Here is a 16,834-nt window from a genome sequence, read left to right on the forward strand (position 1 = left end):
CGCGCAATTCGCCGCCGCGGGCTGTCGCGCGACGCGAATTCGCACCGCACAGACCGCGCCCGCACGGGATTCCCGTCCGGACATCTCCGCCGCCGTACGCTGGTCGGCACGCAAATCCGTCGGCGACTCGCCAATCGCCCGAACATGAAGGCCAGATGAACGGCGGAGAAAACCCGAACCGCATTCGTCTCGGAAGCGCCCGCGCGCGGCGATAAAGAGCGGAAAATGTTCGAGGCCGCTCGGCGCTTGCGGTTTTCGCTGCGCCGAGCGGCCTCGTCTCCCCGGTCCCCACCGGTAGGACAAGTATGGCGGCGATTGATCTTCCCGCGCCAGTCGTCTCACTCGATCGTGGTGCACAGCACTCGGGCGCAGTGGGTACCTGTCCTGCGACCCGGTGCGACAGGACGGTGCCGGAATCCACGTCGAACCGCGGCGAAGGGAGCCAGCGTGGGTGAACAACTCAAGGACGGACTCGGACAGGCCTGGAATCTGGTGGCCACGTTCGTCCCGAAACTCGTGGGTTTTCTGATCATCCTCTTGATCGGCTGGCTGATCGCGAAAGCCGTGTCCAAAGCGGTCGGGCTCGTTCTCGGAAAGCTCGGTTTCACGCGGATGGTGGAGAAGACCGGGCTGACCGGAATGGTGAAGGGCGCGAATCTCGACGCCACCGCGGTGCTCGTGAAACTCGTCTACTACTTCATTCTGCTGATCGCGCTGCAGCTGGCGTTCGGGGTGTTCGGGCAGTCGAACCCGGTGAGCCAGCTGCTGAACGACATCATCGCGTTCCTGCCGAGGATCCTGGTCGCGGTGGTGCTGATCATCGTCGCGGCGGCGATCGCGAAGGTCGTGCGGGACGTCGTCGCGGGCGCGCTGTCGGGCCGTTCGGCCGGGCGGCTGCTCAGCACGACCGCGTACTGGCTGGTGATGGCGTTCGGCATCATCGCGGCGCTGGGCCAGGTGAACATCGCGACGGCGGTGACCGGCCCGATCCTGATCGCGGTCCTGGCGACCGCGGGCGGCGTGATCGTGGTCGGCTTCGGCGGCGGCCTGATCAAGCCGGCCCAGGAACGCTGGGGCGGCTGGCTGGCGAACCTGCAGGGCCAGGTCGGCTCCGGCAACGGTGCGCGGGAGCAGGGCCAGGTGAGCGGGCAGCACGCGCACGCCGGGCAGGCCCGGACGCAGAGCTACCCGCAGTCCCAGTCGGGCAGCCTCCCGCAGCCGGGCGAGCAGACCCGCCAGATGCCCGCGGACGGCGGTCGCCCGCCGGAGCCGCCGACCCCGCCCGCCGGGTTCGGCCGCGTGGACCGCTGAGCGGAGGCCAGCCGAGCCGGGGATTCCGCGGACAGCGAGCTGATCCGCGGAGGTTCACCGGCTCCGGGCCGTGCTGCTGACCGGATTCAAACCCGGCCGGCGGCTTCGCTGACGGCCTTCCCCGATCCGCGGGTCGGGGACAAGGGGCCGCGTTGCTTCGGCAGCGCGGCCCCGCGGTCTGCCTGCCGCCAGTCTGCTCGCGGCGGTCGGCAAGGACGGCATGTAGGGCTGGGGCTCGACGACCACAGTCGGCCCCGCCGCTCGGGCGATGGAGGCCCGGTGCCACCCCGGCGCCGGGCCTTCGCCATGTCCGGCTCCGGCGTCCACTCAGCGGGACTGTCTGCAGTCTCACATCGGCACGGGAATGGCGGCTCCGTGTTGCATGTTGGGAGGCGTAGATCGGAAGGGGTGCCGACGTGGACTTCCTGTTGCATCACGGCGTGACCGTGTTCGGCCAGTGGATCTCGATCGCCGAGCTGGCCGGGCAGGTGTTCGCGCTCGCGGTCGTGTTCCTCGCGCAGCGGCGGACGCTGTGGACCTGGCCGGTGCAGGTCGGCGCGACCGTCCTGCTCTTCTCCGTTTACGCGTCCGCGCATCTCGGCGGCCTCGCCGGACGGCAGGTCGCGATCCTGCTCATCTCGCTCTACGGCTGGTGGGCCTGGAACCGCAGGACCGACCCGGTGTACGGCGTCGTCGTGCGCAAGGGCCGCTGGACCGAGCGGGCCGTGATGCTCGGCGCGTTCGGACTGGGCACGGTCGCGATGGCGCTGACGCTCCAGGCACTCGACGCCTCGTGGGCGCCCTGGCCGGACGCCGCGATCTTCGTCGGGACGCTCGTCGCGTTCGCCGCGCAAGGCGTCGGGCTCGTGGAGTTCTGGGGCGTGTGGCTGGTGGTCGACGCGATCGGCGTGCCGCTGCAGATCAGCTCCGGCCTGTACTTCTCGGCCGCGATCTACCTCGTCTTCGCCGCGCTGGTCGTCCACGGCTGGGTCACCTGGAATCGCTCGGCGCGCACCGCGGTGTCCGGCGAGAAGGCCGTCGCCGCGGCGCGCTGAGGTCAGGCGCCGAGCGCGAGCTGCCCGTCCGGGGTCAGCTCGGCCCGCGTCCACTGCCCGACCGGGCCGCCCAGCGCGGATACCGGGCGGACCAGGCCTTCCCGGACGAGATCGTGCGCGGTCGTCTGGTCGCAGCAGGGCAGGCCGTCGACCCTCAGATCCGGTTCGCAGCTGCGGGTGAGTTCGGCTCGGCCGGCGGCGATCGCGCGGAGCATCGCCAGCGCGCGGCGGTTCAGCGTGACGGACATGGTCTTCCCCCTCGGATCTTCCGAAGGCAGGAGACGTGATGTCCGTCACTGGATACGCGATTACGCCGACCGCACCAGTCCGCGCCCGCGCCCCGCTCAGCGGAGCGTGGCGTGGGTGGGGCGCAGGTCGTCCACCCGCCGGACCCCGAGCAGCTGCATCGTGCGGATCATCTCGGTGCGCAGGATGTCCACGCAGCGCTGCACGCCGCGTTCGCCGCCCGCCATCAGGCCGTACAGGAACGCGCGGCCGATCAGCACCGCGTTCGCGCCGCGGGCGAGCGCGGCCACGATGTCGCCGCCGGACAGGATGCCGGTGTCGACCCAGACCTCGGCGCTGCCCTGGACCGCGTCCAGCGTCGCGGGCAGCAGCTCGATCGGCGTCGGGGCCCGGTCGAGCTGACGGCCGCCGTGGTTGGACAGCAGGACCGCGTCCGCGCCGTGTTTCACCACCTCGCGGGCGTCGTCGACGTTCTGCACGCCCTTGATCACGAGCTTGCCCGGCCAGGTCTTGCGCACCCAATCGAGGTCGTCGAAGTTCAGCGTCGGGTCGAAAAGCTTGTCCAGCAGTTCCGCGACGGTGCCGCCGAACCGGTTGAGCGACGCGAAGTTCAGCGGCTCGGTGGTCAGCATGTTGAACCACCAGGCCGGATGCATCGCGCCGTCCACGAACGTCTTCAGCGTGATCGCGGGCGGGATGGTGAGGCCGTTGCGGACGTCGCGCAGCCGCTGGCCCGCGACCGGGGTGTCGACGGTCAGCAGGAGCGTGTCGTATCCGCTCTCCCACGCGCGATTCATCAGATCTTCGCCCGCGCCGTGGTCGCGCCACACGTACAGCTGGAACCACTTGCGCGCGTCCGGCGCGGCGGCCGCGAGATCCTCGATCGACGTGGTGCCCATCGTCGAAAGCGCCATCGGCATGTTGTTGCGCTGCGCCACCCTGGCCACCGCGCGCTCGCCTTCGGTCTGCATCATCCGCGTGAACCCGGTGGGCGCGAACGCGAACGGCAGCGCCGAGCGCTTGCCGAGGATCTCCCTGCTGGTGTCCACATCGGACACGCCGCGCAGCACGTTGGGCTGGAATTCCACCCGGCGGTAGGCCTGCCGGGCGCGGCGCAGGCTGTCCTCGAGCTCGGCCGCGCCGTCGGTGTAGTCGAACGCCGCGCGCGGGGTCCGCTTGCGCGCGATCATCCGCAGGTCGGCGATCGTGTGCGCGCCGGCCAGGCGCCGGTCGGTCGGGTTGAGCACGATCGGCTTCGGCCGCAGGATCTCTTTGAGCTCGCTGGGCCGGGGCAGGCGACGCTGGGTCACGCTCGACCACCTTTCGTCAGGCATCCGGATACATCCGATGTCTACCTTAAGGCAGAGGCCCCGCCAGGACATCGTCCTGGAGGGGCCTCCGCAGTCAGGCAGCGGTCACGCGTTGCCGGAGTCGGACGTCTGCGGCCCGGCGGCCGCCACGTCGTCGAGCCGGTAGCGGCGCGCCGCCTCGGCGACCTTCGCCTGGTCGAACTCGCCGCGCTTGGCGAGCGCGGACAGCGCCCCGACGGTGATCGACTCGGCGTCCACCAGGAACTTGCGCCGCGCGGCCGGGCGGGTGTCGGAGAAGCCGAACCCGTCGGTGCCGAGCGTGAGCATGTCGGTGGGCACCCACGGACGGATCATGTCCGGCACCGCGCGCATCCAGTCCGACACCGCCACGACCGGGCCGGAAACCTCGGCCAGCTTCTGCGTGACGTACGGAACCCGCGGCGTCTGGTCCGGGTGCAGCAGGTTCTCGTGGTCGATCTCGACCGCTTCGCGGCGCAGTTCGCCCCACGACGTCGCCGACCACACCGCGGCGCGCACGCCCCACTCCTCGGCCAGCATCTTCTGCGCCTTGAGCGCGTCCGGCATCGTGACGCCGGAGACCAGCACCTGGACCTCCGGGCCGTCGCCCTCAGGGGCGTCGGCGTACCGGTAGAGGCCCTTCAGGACGCCGTCGACGTCCAGGTTCTCCGGCTCCGCCGGCTGCTGGTACGGCTCGTTGTAGATGGTGATGTAGTAGAAGACGTTCTCGCCGTTGCCGTCCGGGCCGGTCTCGCCGTACATCCGGCGCAGGCCGTCCTTGACGATGTGGGCGATCTCGAACGAGTACGCCGGGTCGTACGCCACCACGGCCGGGTTCGTCGCCGCCAGCAGCAGCGAGTGCCCGTCCGCGTGCTGGAGACCCTCACCGGTCAGCGTGGTGCGGCCGGCGGTGGCTCCCAGCACGAAACCGCGGGCCATCTGGTCCGCCGCCGCATACAGGCCGTCGCCGGTGCGCTGGAACCCGAACATCGAGTAGAAGATGTAGATCGGGATCATCGGCTCGCCGTGCGTCGCGTACGACGTGCCGACGGCGGTGAACGACGCGGTGGAACCCGCCTCGTTGATGCCCTCGTGCAGCAGTTGGCCCTTCTCGGACTCCTTGTACGCCAGCATCAGGCTCGCGTCGACCGAGGTGTAGGTCTGGCCGTGCGGGTTGTAGATCTTGGCGGTCGGGAACATCGAGTCGAGGCCGAACGTGCGCGCCTCGTCCGGGATGATCGGGACGATCCGCTTGCCGATCTCCGAGTCCTTCGCCAGCTCGCGGATGAGCCGGACGATCGCCATCGTGGTGGCGACCTCCTGCTTGCCCGAGCCCTTGCGGACGCCCTCGTAGACCTTGTCGCCGGGCAGCACGAGCGCCTTGGCGGTCTTCGGGCGGCGCTCCGGCAGGTACCCGCCCAGCGCCTTGCGGCGGCCGCGCATGTACTCGATCTCCGGCGAATCCGGGCCGGGGTGGAAGTACGGCGGCAGCTTCGGGTTCTTCTCGAGCTCCTCGTCGCTGATCGGGATCCGCTGCGCGTCCCGGAACAGCTTCAGGTCGTCGAGGGTGAGCTTCTTCATCTGGTGCGTGGCGTTGCGGCCCTCGAACGACGGGCCGAGGCCGTAGCCCTTGATGGTGTGGGCCAGGATCACCGTCGGCTGGCCGTGGTGCTCCATGGCCGCCTTGTACGCCGCGTACACCTTGCGGTAGTCGTGCCCGCCGCGCTTGAGGTTCCAGACGTCGGCGTCGGACAGGTCCTTGACCAGTTCCTTCGTCCGCGGGTCGCGGCCGAAGAAGTGCTCGCGGACGAAGGCGCCGTCGTTGGCCTTGTACGTCTGGTAGTCGCCGTCCGGCGTGACGTTCATCAGGTTGACCAGCGCGCCGTCGCGGTCGGCCGAGAGCAGCGCGTCCCACTCGCGGCCCCAGATGACCTTGATCACGTTCCAGCCGGCGCCGCGGAAGTAGGATTCCAGCTCCTGGATGATCTTGCCGTTGCCGCGCACCGGGCCGTCGAGCCGCTGCAGGTTGCAGTTGATCACGAAGGTCAGGTTGTCGAGGCCCTCGCCCGCGGCCACGTGGATCAGGCCGCGCGATTCGGCCTCGTCCATCTCGCCGTCGCCGAGGAACGCCCAGACGTGCTGGTCGGAGGTGTCCTTGATGCCGCGGTCGTGCAGGTAGCGGTTGAACCGCGCCTGGTAGATCGCGTTCATCGGGCCGAGGCCCATCGACACCGTCGGGTTCTCCCAGAACTCCGGCATCAGCCGCGGGTGCGGGTACGACGGGAGGCCGCCGCCCTCGCCCGCGTGGCTGTACTCCTGGCGGAACCCGTCGAGCTGCTGCTCGGAAAGGCGGCCCTCGAGGAACGCGCGGGCGTACATGCCGGGGGAGGCGTGGCCCTGGAAGAAGACCTGGTCGCCGCCGCCGGAGTGGTCCTTGCCGCGGAAGAAGTGGTTGAAGCCGACCTCGTACAGCGCCGCCGACGAGGCGTAGGTGGAGATGTGGCCGCCGACGCCGACGCCCGGCCGCTGCGCGCGGTGCACCATGATCGCCGCGTTCCAGCGGATGTAGCGGCGGTAGCGGCGCTCGATCTCCTCGTCGCCCGGGAACCACGGCTCGTTCTCGGTGGGGATCGTGTTCACGTAGTCGGTCGACGTGAGCGCCGGGACGCCGACGTTGCGCTCCCGGGCGCGCTCGAGGATGCGCAGCATCAGGTACCTGGCCCGCTGCTGGCCCCCTCGCGCCAGCGCCTCGTCGAAGGAGTCCAGCCATTCGCTGGTCTCTTCCGGGTCGATGTCGGGAAGGTGCGCCGCGAGTCCGTCACGGATGACGCGTACGCGAGCCGGGGTCTCCTTGCCGGAGGCGCCGTCGTTCTGCGGGGCCAAGGGGTCTCCTTGTAGCTGGTTGTAGCCGTTGTAGCTGGTGGGCGGGAGTGCTCGCCGACGTCCATGGTCGTCCCGGTTGGGGTTCCCGTCACCTGTACTGCCCGGTAACATCGGCCGCCCGAGTGTCGCCACTCCCCGCGCACGGTGTATCGCGCGCGCGTTTTCTCTCCTCCACCCTAAAGGAGGCTCTCGGGGAGGGCGTCGCAGCGGTGGGTACTGAGTGCCACCCGGAGTCGGGCGGGGAGGCGGCAAGCCCCTACGCTGCAGACACGACTTGCCAAAGATCCGGTGTGGACGGTTGCGCGCAGCGCCGCGTCAGTGTTCGCTGTTCGACAACCGTGTATCCGAGTGCGGCGGACCTACCGCCGCGCTCCGTCGTAGTTGGAGGAGTGGAAGCAGTGGTCGCCGCGGGAGACGCAGGCAACGCCGGCGTCGCCGAGAGCCTTGGCATCAAGCCGGACATGGTGGTCCAGGAGATCGGCTGGGACGAGGACGTCGACGACGACGTCCGCGCGGCGATCGAGGAAACCATCGGCGGTGAGCTCCTCGACGAAGACGCGCAGGAGGTCATCGACGTTGTGCTGCTGTGGTGGCGCGACAACGACGGAGACCTCGGGGACGCGCTGGTCGACGCGCGAGGCCCGCTGGACGAGAACGGCGTGATCTGGGTGCTGACCCCGAAGACCGGGCAGCCCGGGCACGTCGAGCCCAGCGACATCGCCGAGGCGGTGCCCCAGGTCGGGCTCGCCCAGACGGCCAACATCAGCGTGGGCCCCGGCTGGCTGGGCACCCGGCTGGTGTCGCCGAAGTCCTCGAAGGCCAAGCAGCGCTGAGGCCGCGATAGGGTGGGCGGCACGCTCGTGTTCGCTCTGGAGAGGAATCGCCGGTATGGCCGTCGAGGTCGGTTCGCAGGCCCCTGACTTCACGCTCAACGACTACAACAAGCAGCCGGTCACGCTGTCGCAGTTCAAGGGCGACAAGCCGGTCCTGCTGGTGTTCTACCCGTTCGCTTTCAGCGGGATCTGCACCGGCGAACTGTGCCAGCTGCGCGACGAGTTCGGCGACTACGACGGCAAGGGCGTCCAGGTGCTGGGCGTCTCGGTCGACACGCCGTTCTCGCTCAAGGCGTGGGCCGAGGTCGAGGGCTACCAGTTCCCGCTGCTGTCGGACTTCTGGCCGCACGGCGAGGTGGCGCAGAAGTACGGCGTGTTCAACGACCAGGCAGGGCTCGCCGTCCGCGGCACCTTCCTGATCGACACCGAAGGCGTGGTCCGCTTCGCCGAGGTCAACGCGCCGGGCGAGGCGCGCGACCAGGCCGGGTGGAAGAAGGCGGTCGAGGAACTGACCGCCTGAATTCTTTTCGCTCGCCGGGGCGGGGATTCCCCGTTCCGGCGCGCGGGCGCATAGCTCAGCGGGAGAGCACTCGGTTTACACCCGAGCGGTCGCAGGTTCGATCCCTGCTGCGCCCACCGTTCTCGAGCCGACCCCATCCGGTGGAGTTTTCACCGGATGGGGTCGGCTTGTTTTCGCCGCCTGGACTGGTGAGCATCCGGTGCGGTGTCCGCGGACGCAAGAGAAGGCCCCTCGAACCGGGATCCCCCATCGTTCCCGGCCCAAGAGGCCTTCTCGTTCCTCCCCTTGCCCCGTCGGGCCTGCCCCCTCGACAGGCCCGGCCGCAGCGCACTCCGCGGGTGTACGCGAGACAAGAGACGGCTTCGGCGGCGCTGGATACTGCGCCAACCGGGTGATCTCACCGCGCGAGTGCGGCGACCTCTCCGATCAGCCGGTCGATCTCCTCGTCGGTGTTGTAGTAGTGCACCGACGCGCGCACCAGATCCGGCAATTGGCGGGCGGTGAAGTCGTACTGCGCCGACGGCGGGCGTGCCACGCTCGTGTTGATTTTCGCCGCGTTCAGCCGGTCCTTGATCTCGTCCGCGGGCAGTCCGTCGACGCTGAAGGTCACGAGCCCGCATTTGCGCGCGCCCGCGTCGTGCACGGTGACTCGGTCCAGTTCGGCCAGGCGGGAGCGCAGGGTCGCGGCCAGGGCGGTGACGCGTTCTTCGATCGCGGGCAGGCCCCATTCCAGCGCGTAGTCCACGGCCGCGCCGAGGCCGAGTACCGCGGCGTAATCGCGTTCCCATACCTCGAATCGCTTGGCGGTCGGGTCGACGACGTACTCGGTGGGGGAGGTCCACTTGGCCGAGTGCAGGTCGAGCATCGCCGGTTCGAGCCGGTCGCGCAGCCGCGGGTGCACGTACAGGAAGCCGGTGCCGCGCGGGCCGCGCAGGTACTTGCGGCCGGTGGTGGTCAGGGCGTCGCAGCCGATGCGTTCGACGTCGAGGTCCAGCTGTCCGGCCGACTGGCACGCGTCGAGCAGGAACGGGATGCCCGCCTCGCGCGCGACGGCGCCGATTTCCTCGGCGGGGTTCACCAGGCCGCCCTGGGTGGGCACGTGGGTCACCGCGATGAGCTTGACGTCGGAGTCGATCCGGCGGCGCAGGTCGGCGACGTCGAGCTGGCCGGTTTCGTCGTCGCCCACGACCTCGACGGTCGCTCCGGTGCGGCGCGCGATCTGGAGGTAGGCGATGGCGTTGCTGGCGTATTCGGCGCTCGCGGTGAGGATCCGGTCGCCCGGTCCGAACGGCAGCGCGTAGAAGATCGCCTGCCACGAGCGGGTGGCGTTGTCGCTGAGCGCGATGTCGTCCGGAGCGGCGTTGAGCAACCGCGCGATCGAGGCGTATACGCCGTCGATGCGGTCCTTGGCCTGTTCGACCGCTTCGTAGCCGCCGAGCAGGGATTCGGTGCGCAGGTAGTCGATCACGGTGTCGGTGACGCGTGCGGGCGGGAGCGCGGAGCCGGCGTTGTTGAAGTGCGTGACTCCGACGCACCCTGGGGTTTCGGACCGTGCGCGGGCGACATCGAAAGAGCTGGCCATATGAACTGAATACAGTACGAGTGAACTGTGTGCAATACTCGCCGCATGGGCAAGAGACTCCTGCGCGGTGAACTCATCGAGGAGATCACCGCGCGCGTCCTCGACGGACGGTTCCCCGCCGAGACCCGGATCAACGAGGTCCACCTGGCGAACGAGCTGGGCGTCTCCCGCACGCCGTTGCGCGAGGCGCTGATCGGACTGGCCGACCGCGGGCTGCTCGTCGCCGCTCCGGGGCGCGGATTCCTCGTCGCGCCACTCGATCCGCAGGAAGCGCGCCGGCTGTACCCGCTGATCGCCGAACTGGAAGCGCTCGCGCTGCGCTGGACGTCGCCGCTGGAACTCGCCTCGCTGCCGGACGCGCTCGACCGGATTTCCGACGAGATAGCCGATTCCTGCGATCTCCCGACGGCCGACGACCGGTGGCACGCGCTGCTCACGTCCCGCTGCGGCAACCCCCATCTGCTGCGCTTGATCGAGCAGACAAAGCCGTTGCTCAAACGCTACGAGACGGCATACTTCGGCGGGCGGGACCGAGTGGCGGAGAGCGTGGCCGAACACCGCGAGATCGCGGCGGCCTTGCGGGCGAACGATTTGCCCGGCGCGTCCGCGCTGCTGGTCCGGAACTGGGTGAAAGCGTTGACGTACTTGCAAGGGAGCTGATCCGGTGCGGGTTTTCGCGCATCTTTCCGACATCCACCTCGACGGCAGCGAGCGCGCCGACGCACGGGCCGCCGCAGTGACGCGGTACCTGCGAAACCTCGAAGCGCCGGTCGACGCTGTGTTCGCCACCGGCGACATCGCCGATCACGGCCTGCCCGAGGAATACCGTCGCGCGGCCGAACTGCTGGACCTTCCGGTGCCGGTGGTGGTCTGCCCCGGCAACCACGACGTCCGCGCGCAGTTTCGCGAAGCGCTGTTGGGAGAGCCGGCTGGCGACGCACCGGTGAACTCCGCGACCAAGGTGGCCGATGTCCTGCTCGTGTCGTGCGATTCGACGATCCCGGGCAAGGGCGCGGGCTACCTCGCCGACGAGACGCTCGCCTGGCTGGACGACACGCTCGCCGGGCACGACGGTCCGTCGTTCGTCGCGTTCCACCACCCGCCGCTCGACGTCGGGGTGCCGCTGGTGGACGCGATCCGCCAGACCGGCGAAGACCGTCTCGCTGCCGTGCTGAAGCGGCATCCCGGCGTCGTGGCGCTGTTGTGCGGGCACGTGCACACCGGCGCGGCAACGGAGTTCGCGGGCGTGCCGGTGCGGATCGCGCCGGGCGTGGTGTCCGGTTCACTGCTGCCGGTGGAACCCGGCGCGGGCCGCGGCTGGGACGAAGGCGGGCCGCTGGACTTCGACAGCCCGCCGTCGCTGCTGCTGCACGTGCTGCACGACGACGGCAGGCTGACGACGCATCAGCGCGCGGTCACCGAGTAAAAACCGGCAGCGTGACCCGCGAGGGCCGGGTCTCGTCGTGGAACACCTCGAACCGGTTCGGCGTGCCGCGCACCGCGGACGAAACCCGTTCTCCCGTACCGTGATTGCGCGCGAACCGGGGGAACGCGCCGCCCGCGACCTGAACCCGCAACCGGTGCCCGCGACGGAAGCGGTACGCGGTCGGGTCGAGCTCCACCTCGGCCCGCACCACTCCGTCGGCGTCGGCTTCCGGCAGGCCGGGACGCAGCCGCAGGATCCCGTCGGTGACGTTGCGCGAGATGCCGCCGGGGTCGACGTCGCACAGCCGCACGTACACGTCGGCGTCGGCCAATTCGGTCCGCACGAACACGGTGGCGGACACATCGCCGATCACGTCGACGTCGTGCACCAGCGGTTCGCCGGTGAACACCAGCACGTCGTCGCGCGCCTCGATCTCGGAATTGTCGCGCTGCTTGGACTTTCCCATCAGCAACGGCCCGCCGACAGCCGGGGTCGGGTCCGCCGGGTCGTAGGTGAAGGGCGTGGGCAGGGCCTCGCCGGGCACCGTCTCGCCGAGACCGCCGACCGGGCGCAGGTGTGCGTGCGTGGGCTCGGAAGCCGGCGGCCAGTGGTCGAAATCGAGCCAGGTCGACGCCTTCTGCAGGAAGATCCGCACGGGGGAGCGCTGCAACTGGGTGCGGTCGTCGGCGAGGTGCGCGCGCAGGAAGCCGAGCTGGTCCTGGATCAGCACGCGGAAGCTGGCCGGTTCGCCGTGCGACCACGGGCCGACGGTGATCCGCGGCGACCGTCCGGCGTCCTGCAGCGTGCGGAAGTCCCGCATCTGCGCGCGGATGAACAGGTCGTACCAGCCGGTGACCATGCTGACCGGCACGTCGAGTTTCGCGACTTCGGCGCTGTGGTCGGACATCTGCCAGAAATCGTCGTCCGGTTCGGCGTGCTCGGTGACGTCCTGCAGGAATTGCACCGGCTTGCCGATCGCCGCCACGTCCGCGCCCGCGATCGGCAGGTACGCCATCGCACTGCGCGTGCGCCGCGTCTGCAACGGGTTCGGCAGCGCGGCGAACCGCTCCTCCTGCTTCCCGATCATCGCCGACCAGGACACCATGTTGTCCGCCGCGAGCACCCCGCCCGGATAGAACGTGCTGACGAATTCCGACGCGGTGATCCCGAGGCACATGGCTTCCAGCGGCGGATCGAGATACGGGCCGACTGCCCATTGCGTGTGCCCGAGATAGCTCGCGCCCGCCATCGCGATCCGCCCGTCGCACCAGGGCTGTGCGCGCAGCCATTCGGCGGTGGCGATCCCGTCCTCGCGTTCGAGGTGGAACGGGCGGAATTCGCCTTCGGAGCCGAAGGTGCCGCGGGTGCTTTGCAGGACGGTTTGCAGGCCGTGGCGCGCGAAGGTTTCGCCGAAGAGCTTGGCGAGGGGGCCGGTGCGGCCGTATGGGGTGCGGATCAGGACTACGGGGCCGTTCGTCAGGCCCGCCGGGGTGTAGCGATCGGCTAGGAGGTGCACGCCGTCGTGCATCGGGACGCGGAGGCCCTTGGCTGCGGTCGGGGCCGGACCCTCGGCGGCGGGGAGACCGAGCAGTCGGTCGACGATTCGGTTCAGCACGTAATCGAACGTACGCGAGTCGCTACCGTTCCGCTCTTGGTGAGAAGTGGGGTACGTGGGGCACCCCGAATCCCGAGTGTGCTGACGGGAGGCTTCGTATCGGGGTGCGGGGGAGGGACTGGGTGCCTCGATGCGGTGGGCGCGCTGGCTGCGGTTGGGGCGGCATCCCGGCGGGGCGCGGGGCCGGACCGGTGGCTGGTCGTGAAGGGAACCCTGAGGGAATCAGAGTCAATGAGGGTTCCCCTCACGTACCTAGGCGGCGAGTGCGTCCGTCACTTGGAGGGCGGGGTTGCGGAACGGGGCGAGCAGTTCCGGATCGACGCCTGCTCGTGCCAGCGCCGCCGCGAGTACGGCAGGACGGGCTCGGTCGCCGCCGTCCGCGATCTTCAGCGCCACTGCGGTTCCGTCCGGCAACGCGGCGAGCTGCACGGCCTCGAAACCGTCCTTCGCGATCAGTCCCGGCACGGCCCGCATCAGCCGGGTGACGTCGCGTCGGCTCCCGGCCACCAGATCCGGATGCTGCCGGATCCCGTTGGCCACCAACGATTCCGGCGAACCCTCTGGCGCGGTCGCGATCCGCGAAGCAGCCTTCGCCAAACCTCGCAGAGACAGCGCGAACAGTGGCGCACCGCAGCCGTCCGTGGCTACGCGCGGCACGGTTTGCCCGGTCAGTTCCTCGACGGTTTCCCGGATCGCACGCTGCAGCGGGTGTGCCGGATCGAGGTAACCGTCGACGTCCCACCGCTGCTCTTGGCACACGGCCAGCATCGCGGCGTGCTTGCCGGAGCAGTTGTGCGCGAGTCGCGACGGCTGCCGTCCAGCAGCGATCCAGGCGTCCCGCTCGACCGGGTCGTAGGGCAGGTCAGCGGGGTTGCCCAGATCGGTTTCGGTGAAGCCGCGGCTTTCCAGCACGGCGGCGGCTGCCTCGAGATGCCGCGGTTCGCCGGAGTGGCTGGCCGCGGCGATCGCGAAACCGGACGGGTCGAGGCGCAGTCCGAGCCGGGCCATCGCGGCGGCCTGCAACGGCTTCGCGGTCGAACGCGGGTACATCGCGACGTCGGGGTCGCCCGCCTCGAACAGCGTCGAACCGTCGGGCGAGAGCACGACGACGGAACCGTGGTGGACGCCCTCGACCATGCCGTCGCGCAGAAGGTGGACCAGCGGGACGTGCCGCGGTTCGCGTTCCTGCGGGATCACGACGCCTCTGCCTTGTCGAACGCGCTCATGTCGATCCGCTTGCGCACGACGAACCAGCCGGCGACGAGCGCGACGACGATCACCGGCAGCGCCATCAGGGTGATCCGGCCGGTCTTGTCGAAGCCCATCAGCACGACGACCGCGGCGAGGAAGGCGAGCGTCGCGATTTCGGTGTAGGGCGAGAACGGCAGCCGGAAGTGCGGCCGGGTCACCTCGCCGCGCTTGGCCTTCCGCACGAACAGCAGGTGGCTGAGCACGATGATCGCCCAGGTGCCGAGGATGCCGACGGCGGCGAAGTTCAGCACGATCTCGAACGCGTCCTTCGGCACCACGTAGTTCAGCCCGACGCCGACCACGCACACCGACGACGTCAGCAGGATCCCGCCGTAGGGCACCTGGTTGCGGTTCATCACGCCGGTGAACTTCGGCGCGGACCCGGCCAGCGACATCGAGCGCAGGATCCGCCCGGTCGAGTACAGGCCGGAGTTGAGGCTCGACAGCGCGGCGGTCAGCACGACCAGGTTCATGATGCTGTCCGCGCCGGGCACGCCCAGTTTCGCCAGCACGGTGACGAACGGGCTCTGGTCGGCCGAGTACGCGTCCCACGGCAGCAGCATCGCCAGCAGCACGACCGAGCCGACGTAGAACAGCGCGATCCGCCACATGATCGAGTTGATCGCCTTGGGCACGATCTTCTTCGGGTTCTCCGTTTCGCCCGCCGCGACGCCGACCAGTTCGCACGAGGCGTAGGCGAACACGACGCCCTGCACGATCAGGATCATCGGCACGATGCCCGCCGGGAACACGCCGCCGTGGTCGGAGATCAGCTGCGGGCCGGGGATGTGGCCGTCGATCGGATGCTGCGTCACCAGCAGGACGATGCCGACGATCAGGAACAGCACCAGCGCGGCGACCTTGACGATCGAGAACCAGAATTCCATCTCGCCGAACAGCTTCACCGACACGAGGTTCAGCGACAGCACGACCGCCAGCGCGATCAGCGCGAGCACCCACTGCGGGATCGGCGTGAAGAACGACCAGAAGTGCGCGTACAGCGCGATGGCGGTGATGTCCGCGATGCCGGTCGTCGACCAGTTGAGGAAGTGCATCCAGCCCGCGACGTACGCGCCCTTCTCGCCCATGAACTCGCGCGCGTAGGACACGAACGCGCCGGACGACGGACGGTGCAGGATCAGTTCGCCGAGCGAGCGCACCACGAAGAACGCGAAGAGCCCGCACACCGCGTACACGATCGCGAGCGCCGGACCGGCTTGCGCGAGCCGTCCGCCCGCGCCGAGGAACAGGCCGGTGCCGATCGCGCCGCCGATGGCGATCATGTTGATGTGCCGGGATTTCAGCGCCTTGTTGTATCCGGCGTCGCCCGCGTCGGCGGGACCCGCCTCGGCAGTGGCGGGCAGGGTTTCTTCACTCACGCGGTGGTACCTGTTTCTGCTTCGCCGGCGCGCGCCGGTCGGACGATCGTGGTCAGGGTCTTCTCGACGTGATCGAGATGCTCGGTCATCGCGGCCGCCGCCGCGTCTTCCTCGCCTTCGGCGATCGCCGTGACGATGCGCCGGTGCTCGACGTTCGACTGGGTGCGCCGTCCGCCGAGCTGGTTCAGGAACGCCGACTGGCGGGCCAGTGCGTCGCGGATCTCCTCGATCACCTTCGCGAACACCGGATTGCCAGATGCCCGTGCGATCGTGACGTGAAACTGTGAGTCGAGCGCCACCCAGGCGGCGTCCGCGGTCTCGGCGTCCATCCGGTCGACGAGATCGGCGAGCCGGGCGAGCTGGTCGGCATCGCGGCGGCGCGCGGCGTACGCGGCCACCGGGACCTCGACGTGCCTGCGCACCTCGACCAGGTCGCGGGCCGAGTAGTCGCCGAACGTAGGGTTCTCCGGCGGGCCGCTCGCGGTGACGAACGTGCCGCGGCCGGTGCGGGACACGGTCAGCCCGAGCGCCTGCAGCCCGCGCAGCGCCTCGCGCACGACCGAGCGGCTGACCTCGAACTCCCTGCTCAGCGCGGCCTCCGACGGCAGCTGGTCGCCGATCGCGTACTCGCCGTGCTCGATCGCCTGCCGCAGATGGCCGAGGACGGCCTCCATCGCGCTGACGCGCCGGGGGAGCGGTCCGGCTGCCCGGCTGTCAGACAGGTTCACGCGACGGATCGTCGGTTCCGGCCCGGCCGCTGTCAAGCGGAGCCATGGCCCCTTGCTCGGCGGTTGTGGGCTGGTTCACGCTCCCGGGTGACTCTGGGCGGCCCGGCTGTCCGAGGCGCCGGTTTTGTCGGTGCCGGGTGCGACCGTGTCCGGGTACTGAGGGCGCACCGGCGATCACCACGCCGAACGCGCCCGGCGCGTCGGAGCCGCGCCCGGCCTACGGAAGAGAGAGGATCCAGACGGAGCGCTCAGACCGCGGCGGACTAGGGTGGACAGCCCGGGCCCGCCGCGTCGACCGGAGCCGGGAAGCCGTCTGCCTAGGGGAGGTTTTCGCTGGTGTCGAACGATTCTTTCGTCCACCTGCACGTCCACACCGAGTACTCGATGCTGGATGGTGCGGCGAAGATCGGACCCCTTTTCGCGGAGGCGGCCCGGCTGAACATGCCCGCGGTCGGGATGACCGACCACGGGAACATGTACGGCGGCGACGAGTTTTATCAGACGTCGAAGAAGCACGGGATCAAGCCGATCATCGGTATTGAGGCGTACATCGCGCCGGAGTCGCGGTTTCACAAGAAGCCGGTGTTCTGGGGGCAGGCGTCGCAGCGGGGGTCGGACGAGTTCGGCGAGGGCGGCGACGTCTCGGGTGGCGGTGCGTATACGCACATGACGATGGT

The 16,834-nt window shown here is 69.6% G+C and carries 15 protein-coding genes and 1 tRNA gene; 8 read left to right on the top strand and 8 right to left on the bottom strand.

The window, feature by feature from the left end:
- Positions 1 to 447 precede the first annotated feature (447 nt).
- On the top strand, positions 448 to 1,311 hold the full coding sequence (locus tag PUT80_RS38545) for a hypothetical protein (protein ID WP_275295078.1): 864 nt from the start codon (positions 448 to 450) through the stop codon (positions 1,309 to 1,311).
- 416 nt (positions 1,312 to 1,727) lie between these two features.
- Positions 1,728 to 2,366: a nicotinamide mononucleotide transporter family protein gene (locus PUT80_RS38550; protein WP_275295079.1), complete on the top strand. Its 639-nt coding sequence runs from the start codon at positions 1,728 to 1,730 to the stop codon at positions 2,364 to 2,366.
- Positions 2,367 to 2,368: 2 nt separating this feature from the next.
- Here the strand turns inward: PUT80_RS38550 and PUT80_RS38555 are convergent, their stop codons facing one another.
- The 3 genes from PUT80_RS38555 to aceE all read right to left on the bottom strand — a co-directional run bounded on the left by PUT80_RS38555 (position 2,369) and on the right by aceE (position 6,823).
- On the bottom strand, positions 2,369 to 2,614 hold the full coding sequence (locus PUT80_RS38555) for a hypothetical protein (RefSeq protein WP_037820494.1): 246 nt from the start codon (positions 2,612 to 2,614) through the stop codon (positions 2,369 to 2,371).
- Positions 2,615 to 2,710: 96 nt separating this feature from the next.
- A complete protein-coding gene (locus PUT80_RS38560; RefSeq protein ID WP_275295080.1) occupies positions 2,711 to 3,922 on the bottom strand; it encodes an alpha-hydroxy acid oxidase in 1,212 nt (403 codons plus the stop codon).
- Positions 3,923 to 4,027: 105 nt separating this feature from the next.
- Positions 4,028 to 6,823 (bottom strand): pyruvate dehydrogenase (acetyl-transferring), homodimeric type, encoded by a 2,796-nt coding sequence (gene aceE, locus PUT80_RS38565; protein ID WP_275295081.1) that lies wholly within the window; start codon positions 6,821 to 6,823, stop codon positions 4,028 to 4,030.
- Between the two features lie 398 nt (positions 6,824 to 7,221).
- Here aceE and PUT80_RS38570 point away from each other — a divergent pair, with 398 nt between their 5' ends.
- The 3 genes from PUT80_RS38570 to PUT80_RS38580 all read left to right on the top strand — a co-directional run bounded on the left by PUT80_RS38570 (position 7,222) and on the right by PUT80_RS38580 (position 8,292).
- Entirely contained in the window at positions 7,222 to 7,656 is a 435-nt protein-coding gene (locus PUT80_RS38570; protein WP_009074710.1) for a DUF3052 domain-containing protein, read from the top strand.
- Between the two features lie 55 nt (positions 7,657 to 7,711).
- Positions 7,712 to 8,176 (top strand): peroxiredoxin, encoded by a 465-nt coding sequence (locus tag PUT80_RS38575; RefSeq protein WP_020657595.1) that lies wholly within the window; start codon positions 7,712 to 7,714, stop codon positions 8,174 to 8,176.
- 44 nt (positions 8,177 to 8,220) lie between these two features.
- A tRNA-Val gene (locus PUT80_RS38580) sits at positions 8,221 to 8,292 on the top strand.
- Positions 8,293 to 8,573: 281 nt separating this feature from the next.
- On the opposite strand, the gene PUT80_RS38585 is transcribed toward PUT80_RS38580, so the two are convergent.
- Positions 8,574 to 9,758 carry an aminotransferase class V-fold PLP-dependent enzyme gene (locus PUT80_RS38585; protein ID WP_275295082.1) on the bottom strand — a complete coding sequence of 395 codons (1,185 nt, stop codon included), beginning with the start codon at positions 9,756 to 9,758 and terminating at the stop codon, positions 8,574 to 8,576.
- Between the two features lie 45 nt (positions 9,759 to 9,803).
- Between PUT80_RS38585 and PUT80_RS38590 the strand changes: the two genes are divergently transcribed.
- Both PUT80_RS38590 and PUT80_RS38595 read left to right on the top strand, forming a co-directional pair.
- Positions 9,804 to 10,418 carry a GntR family transcriptional regulator gene (locus PUT80_RS38590; protein WP_275295083.1) on the top strand — a complete coding sequence of 205 codons (615 nt, stop codon included), beginning with the start codon at positions 9,804 to 9,806 and terminating at the stop codon, positions 10,416 to 10,418.
- 4 nt (positions 10,419 to 10,422) lie between these two features.
- Positions 10,423 to 11,184 carry a metallophosphoesterase gene (locus PUT80_RS38595; protein ID WP_275295084.1) on the top strand — a complete coding sequence of 254 codons (762 nt, stop codon included), beginning with the start codon at positions 10,423 to 10,425 and terminating at the stop codon, positions 11,182 to 11,184.
- Here the strand turns inward: PUT80_RS38595 and PUT80_RS38600 are convergent.
- The 4 genes from PUT80_RS38600 to PUT80_RS38615 all read right to left on the bottom strand — a co-directional run bounded on the left by PUT80_RS38600 (position 11,174) and on the right by PUT80_RS38615 (position 16,103).
- The gene (locus PUT80_RS38600) at positions 11,174 to 12,799 is read right to left on the bottom strand and encodes a CocE/NonD family hydrolase (protein ID WP_275295085.1); all 1,626 of its coding nucleotides are present in this window, start codon (positions 12,797 to 12,799) and stop codon (positions 11,174 to 11,176) included. The two genes, PUT80_RS38595 and PUT80_RS38600, sit on opposite strands and share 11 nt — an antisense overlap.
- 252 nt (positions 12,800 to 13,051) lie before the next feature.
- Positions 13,052 to 13,996, bottom strand: coding sequence for an asparaginase (locus PUT80_RS38605; RefSeq protein WP_134733740.1), 945 nt, complete (start codon positions 13,994 to 13,996; stop codon positions 13,052 to 13,054).
- Entirely contained in the window at positions 13,993 to 15,429 is a 1,437-nt protein-coding gene (locus PUT80_RS38610) for an amino acid permease (protein WP_037820504.1), read from the bottom strand. The genes PUT80_RS38605 and PUT80_RS38610 overlap by 4 nt, the downstream gene beginning before the upstream one ends.
- Positions 15,426 to 16,103 (bottom strand): FCD domain-containing protein, encoded by a 678-nt coding sequence (locus tag PUT80_RS38615; protein WP_043835998.1) that lies wholly within the window; start codon positions 16,101 to 16,103, stop codon positions 15,426 to 15,428. The genes PUT80_RS38610 and PUT80_RS38615 overlap by 4 nt, the downstream gene beginning before the upstream one ends.
- A 390-nt stretch (positions 16,104 to 16,493) precedes the next feature.
- On the opposite strand from PUT80_RS38615, the gene PUT80_RS38620 reads away from it, so the two are divergent.
- Positions 16,494 to 16,834 (top strand): PHP domain-containing protein (locus PUT80_RS38620; protein ID WP_275295086.1); only part of this gene is annotated, 341 nt, incomplete at its 3' end.

Source organism: Amycolatopsis sp. La24 (assembly GCF_029087445.1).
Lineage (GTDB): Bacteria > Actinomycetota > Actinomycetes > Mycobacteriales > Pseudonocardiaceae > Amycolatopsis > Amycolatopsis nivea.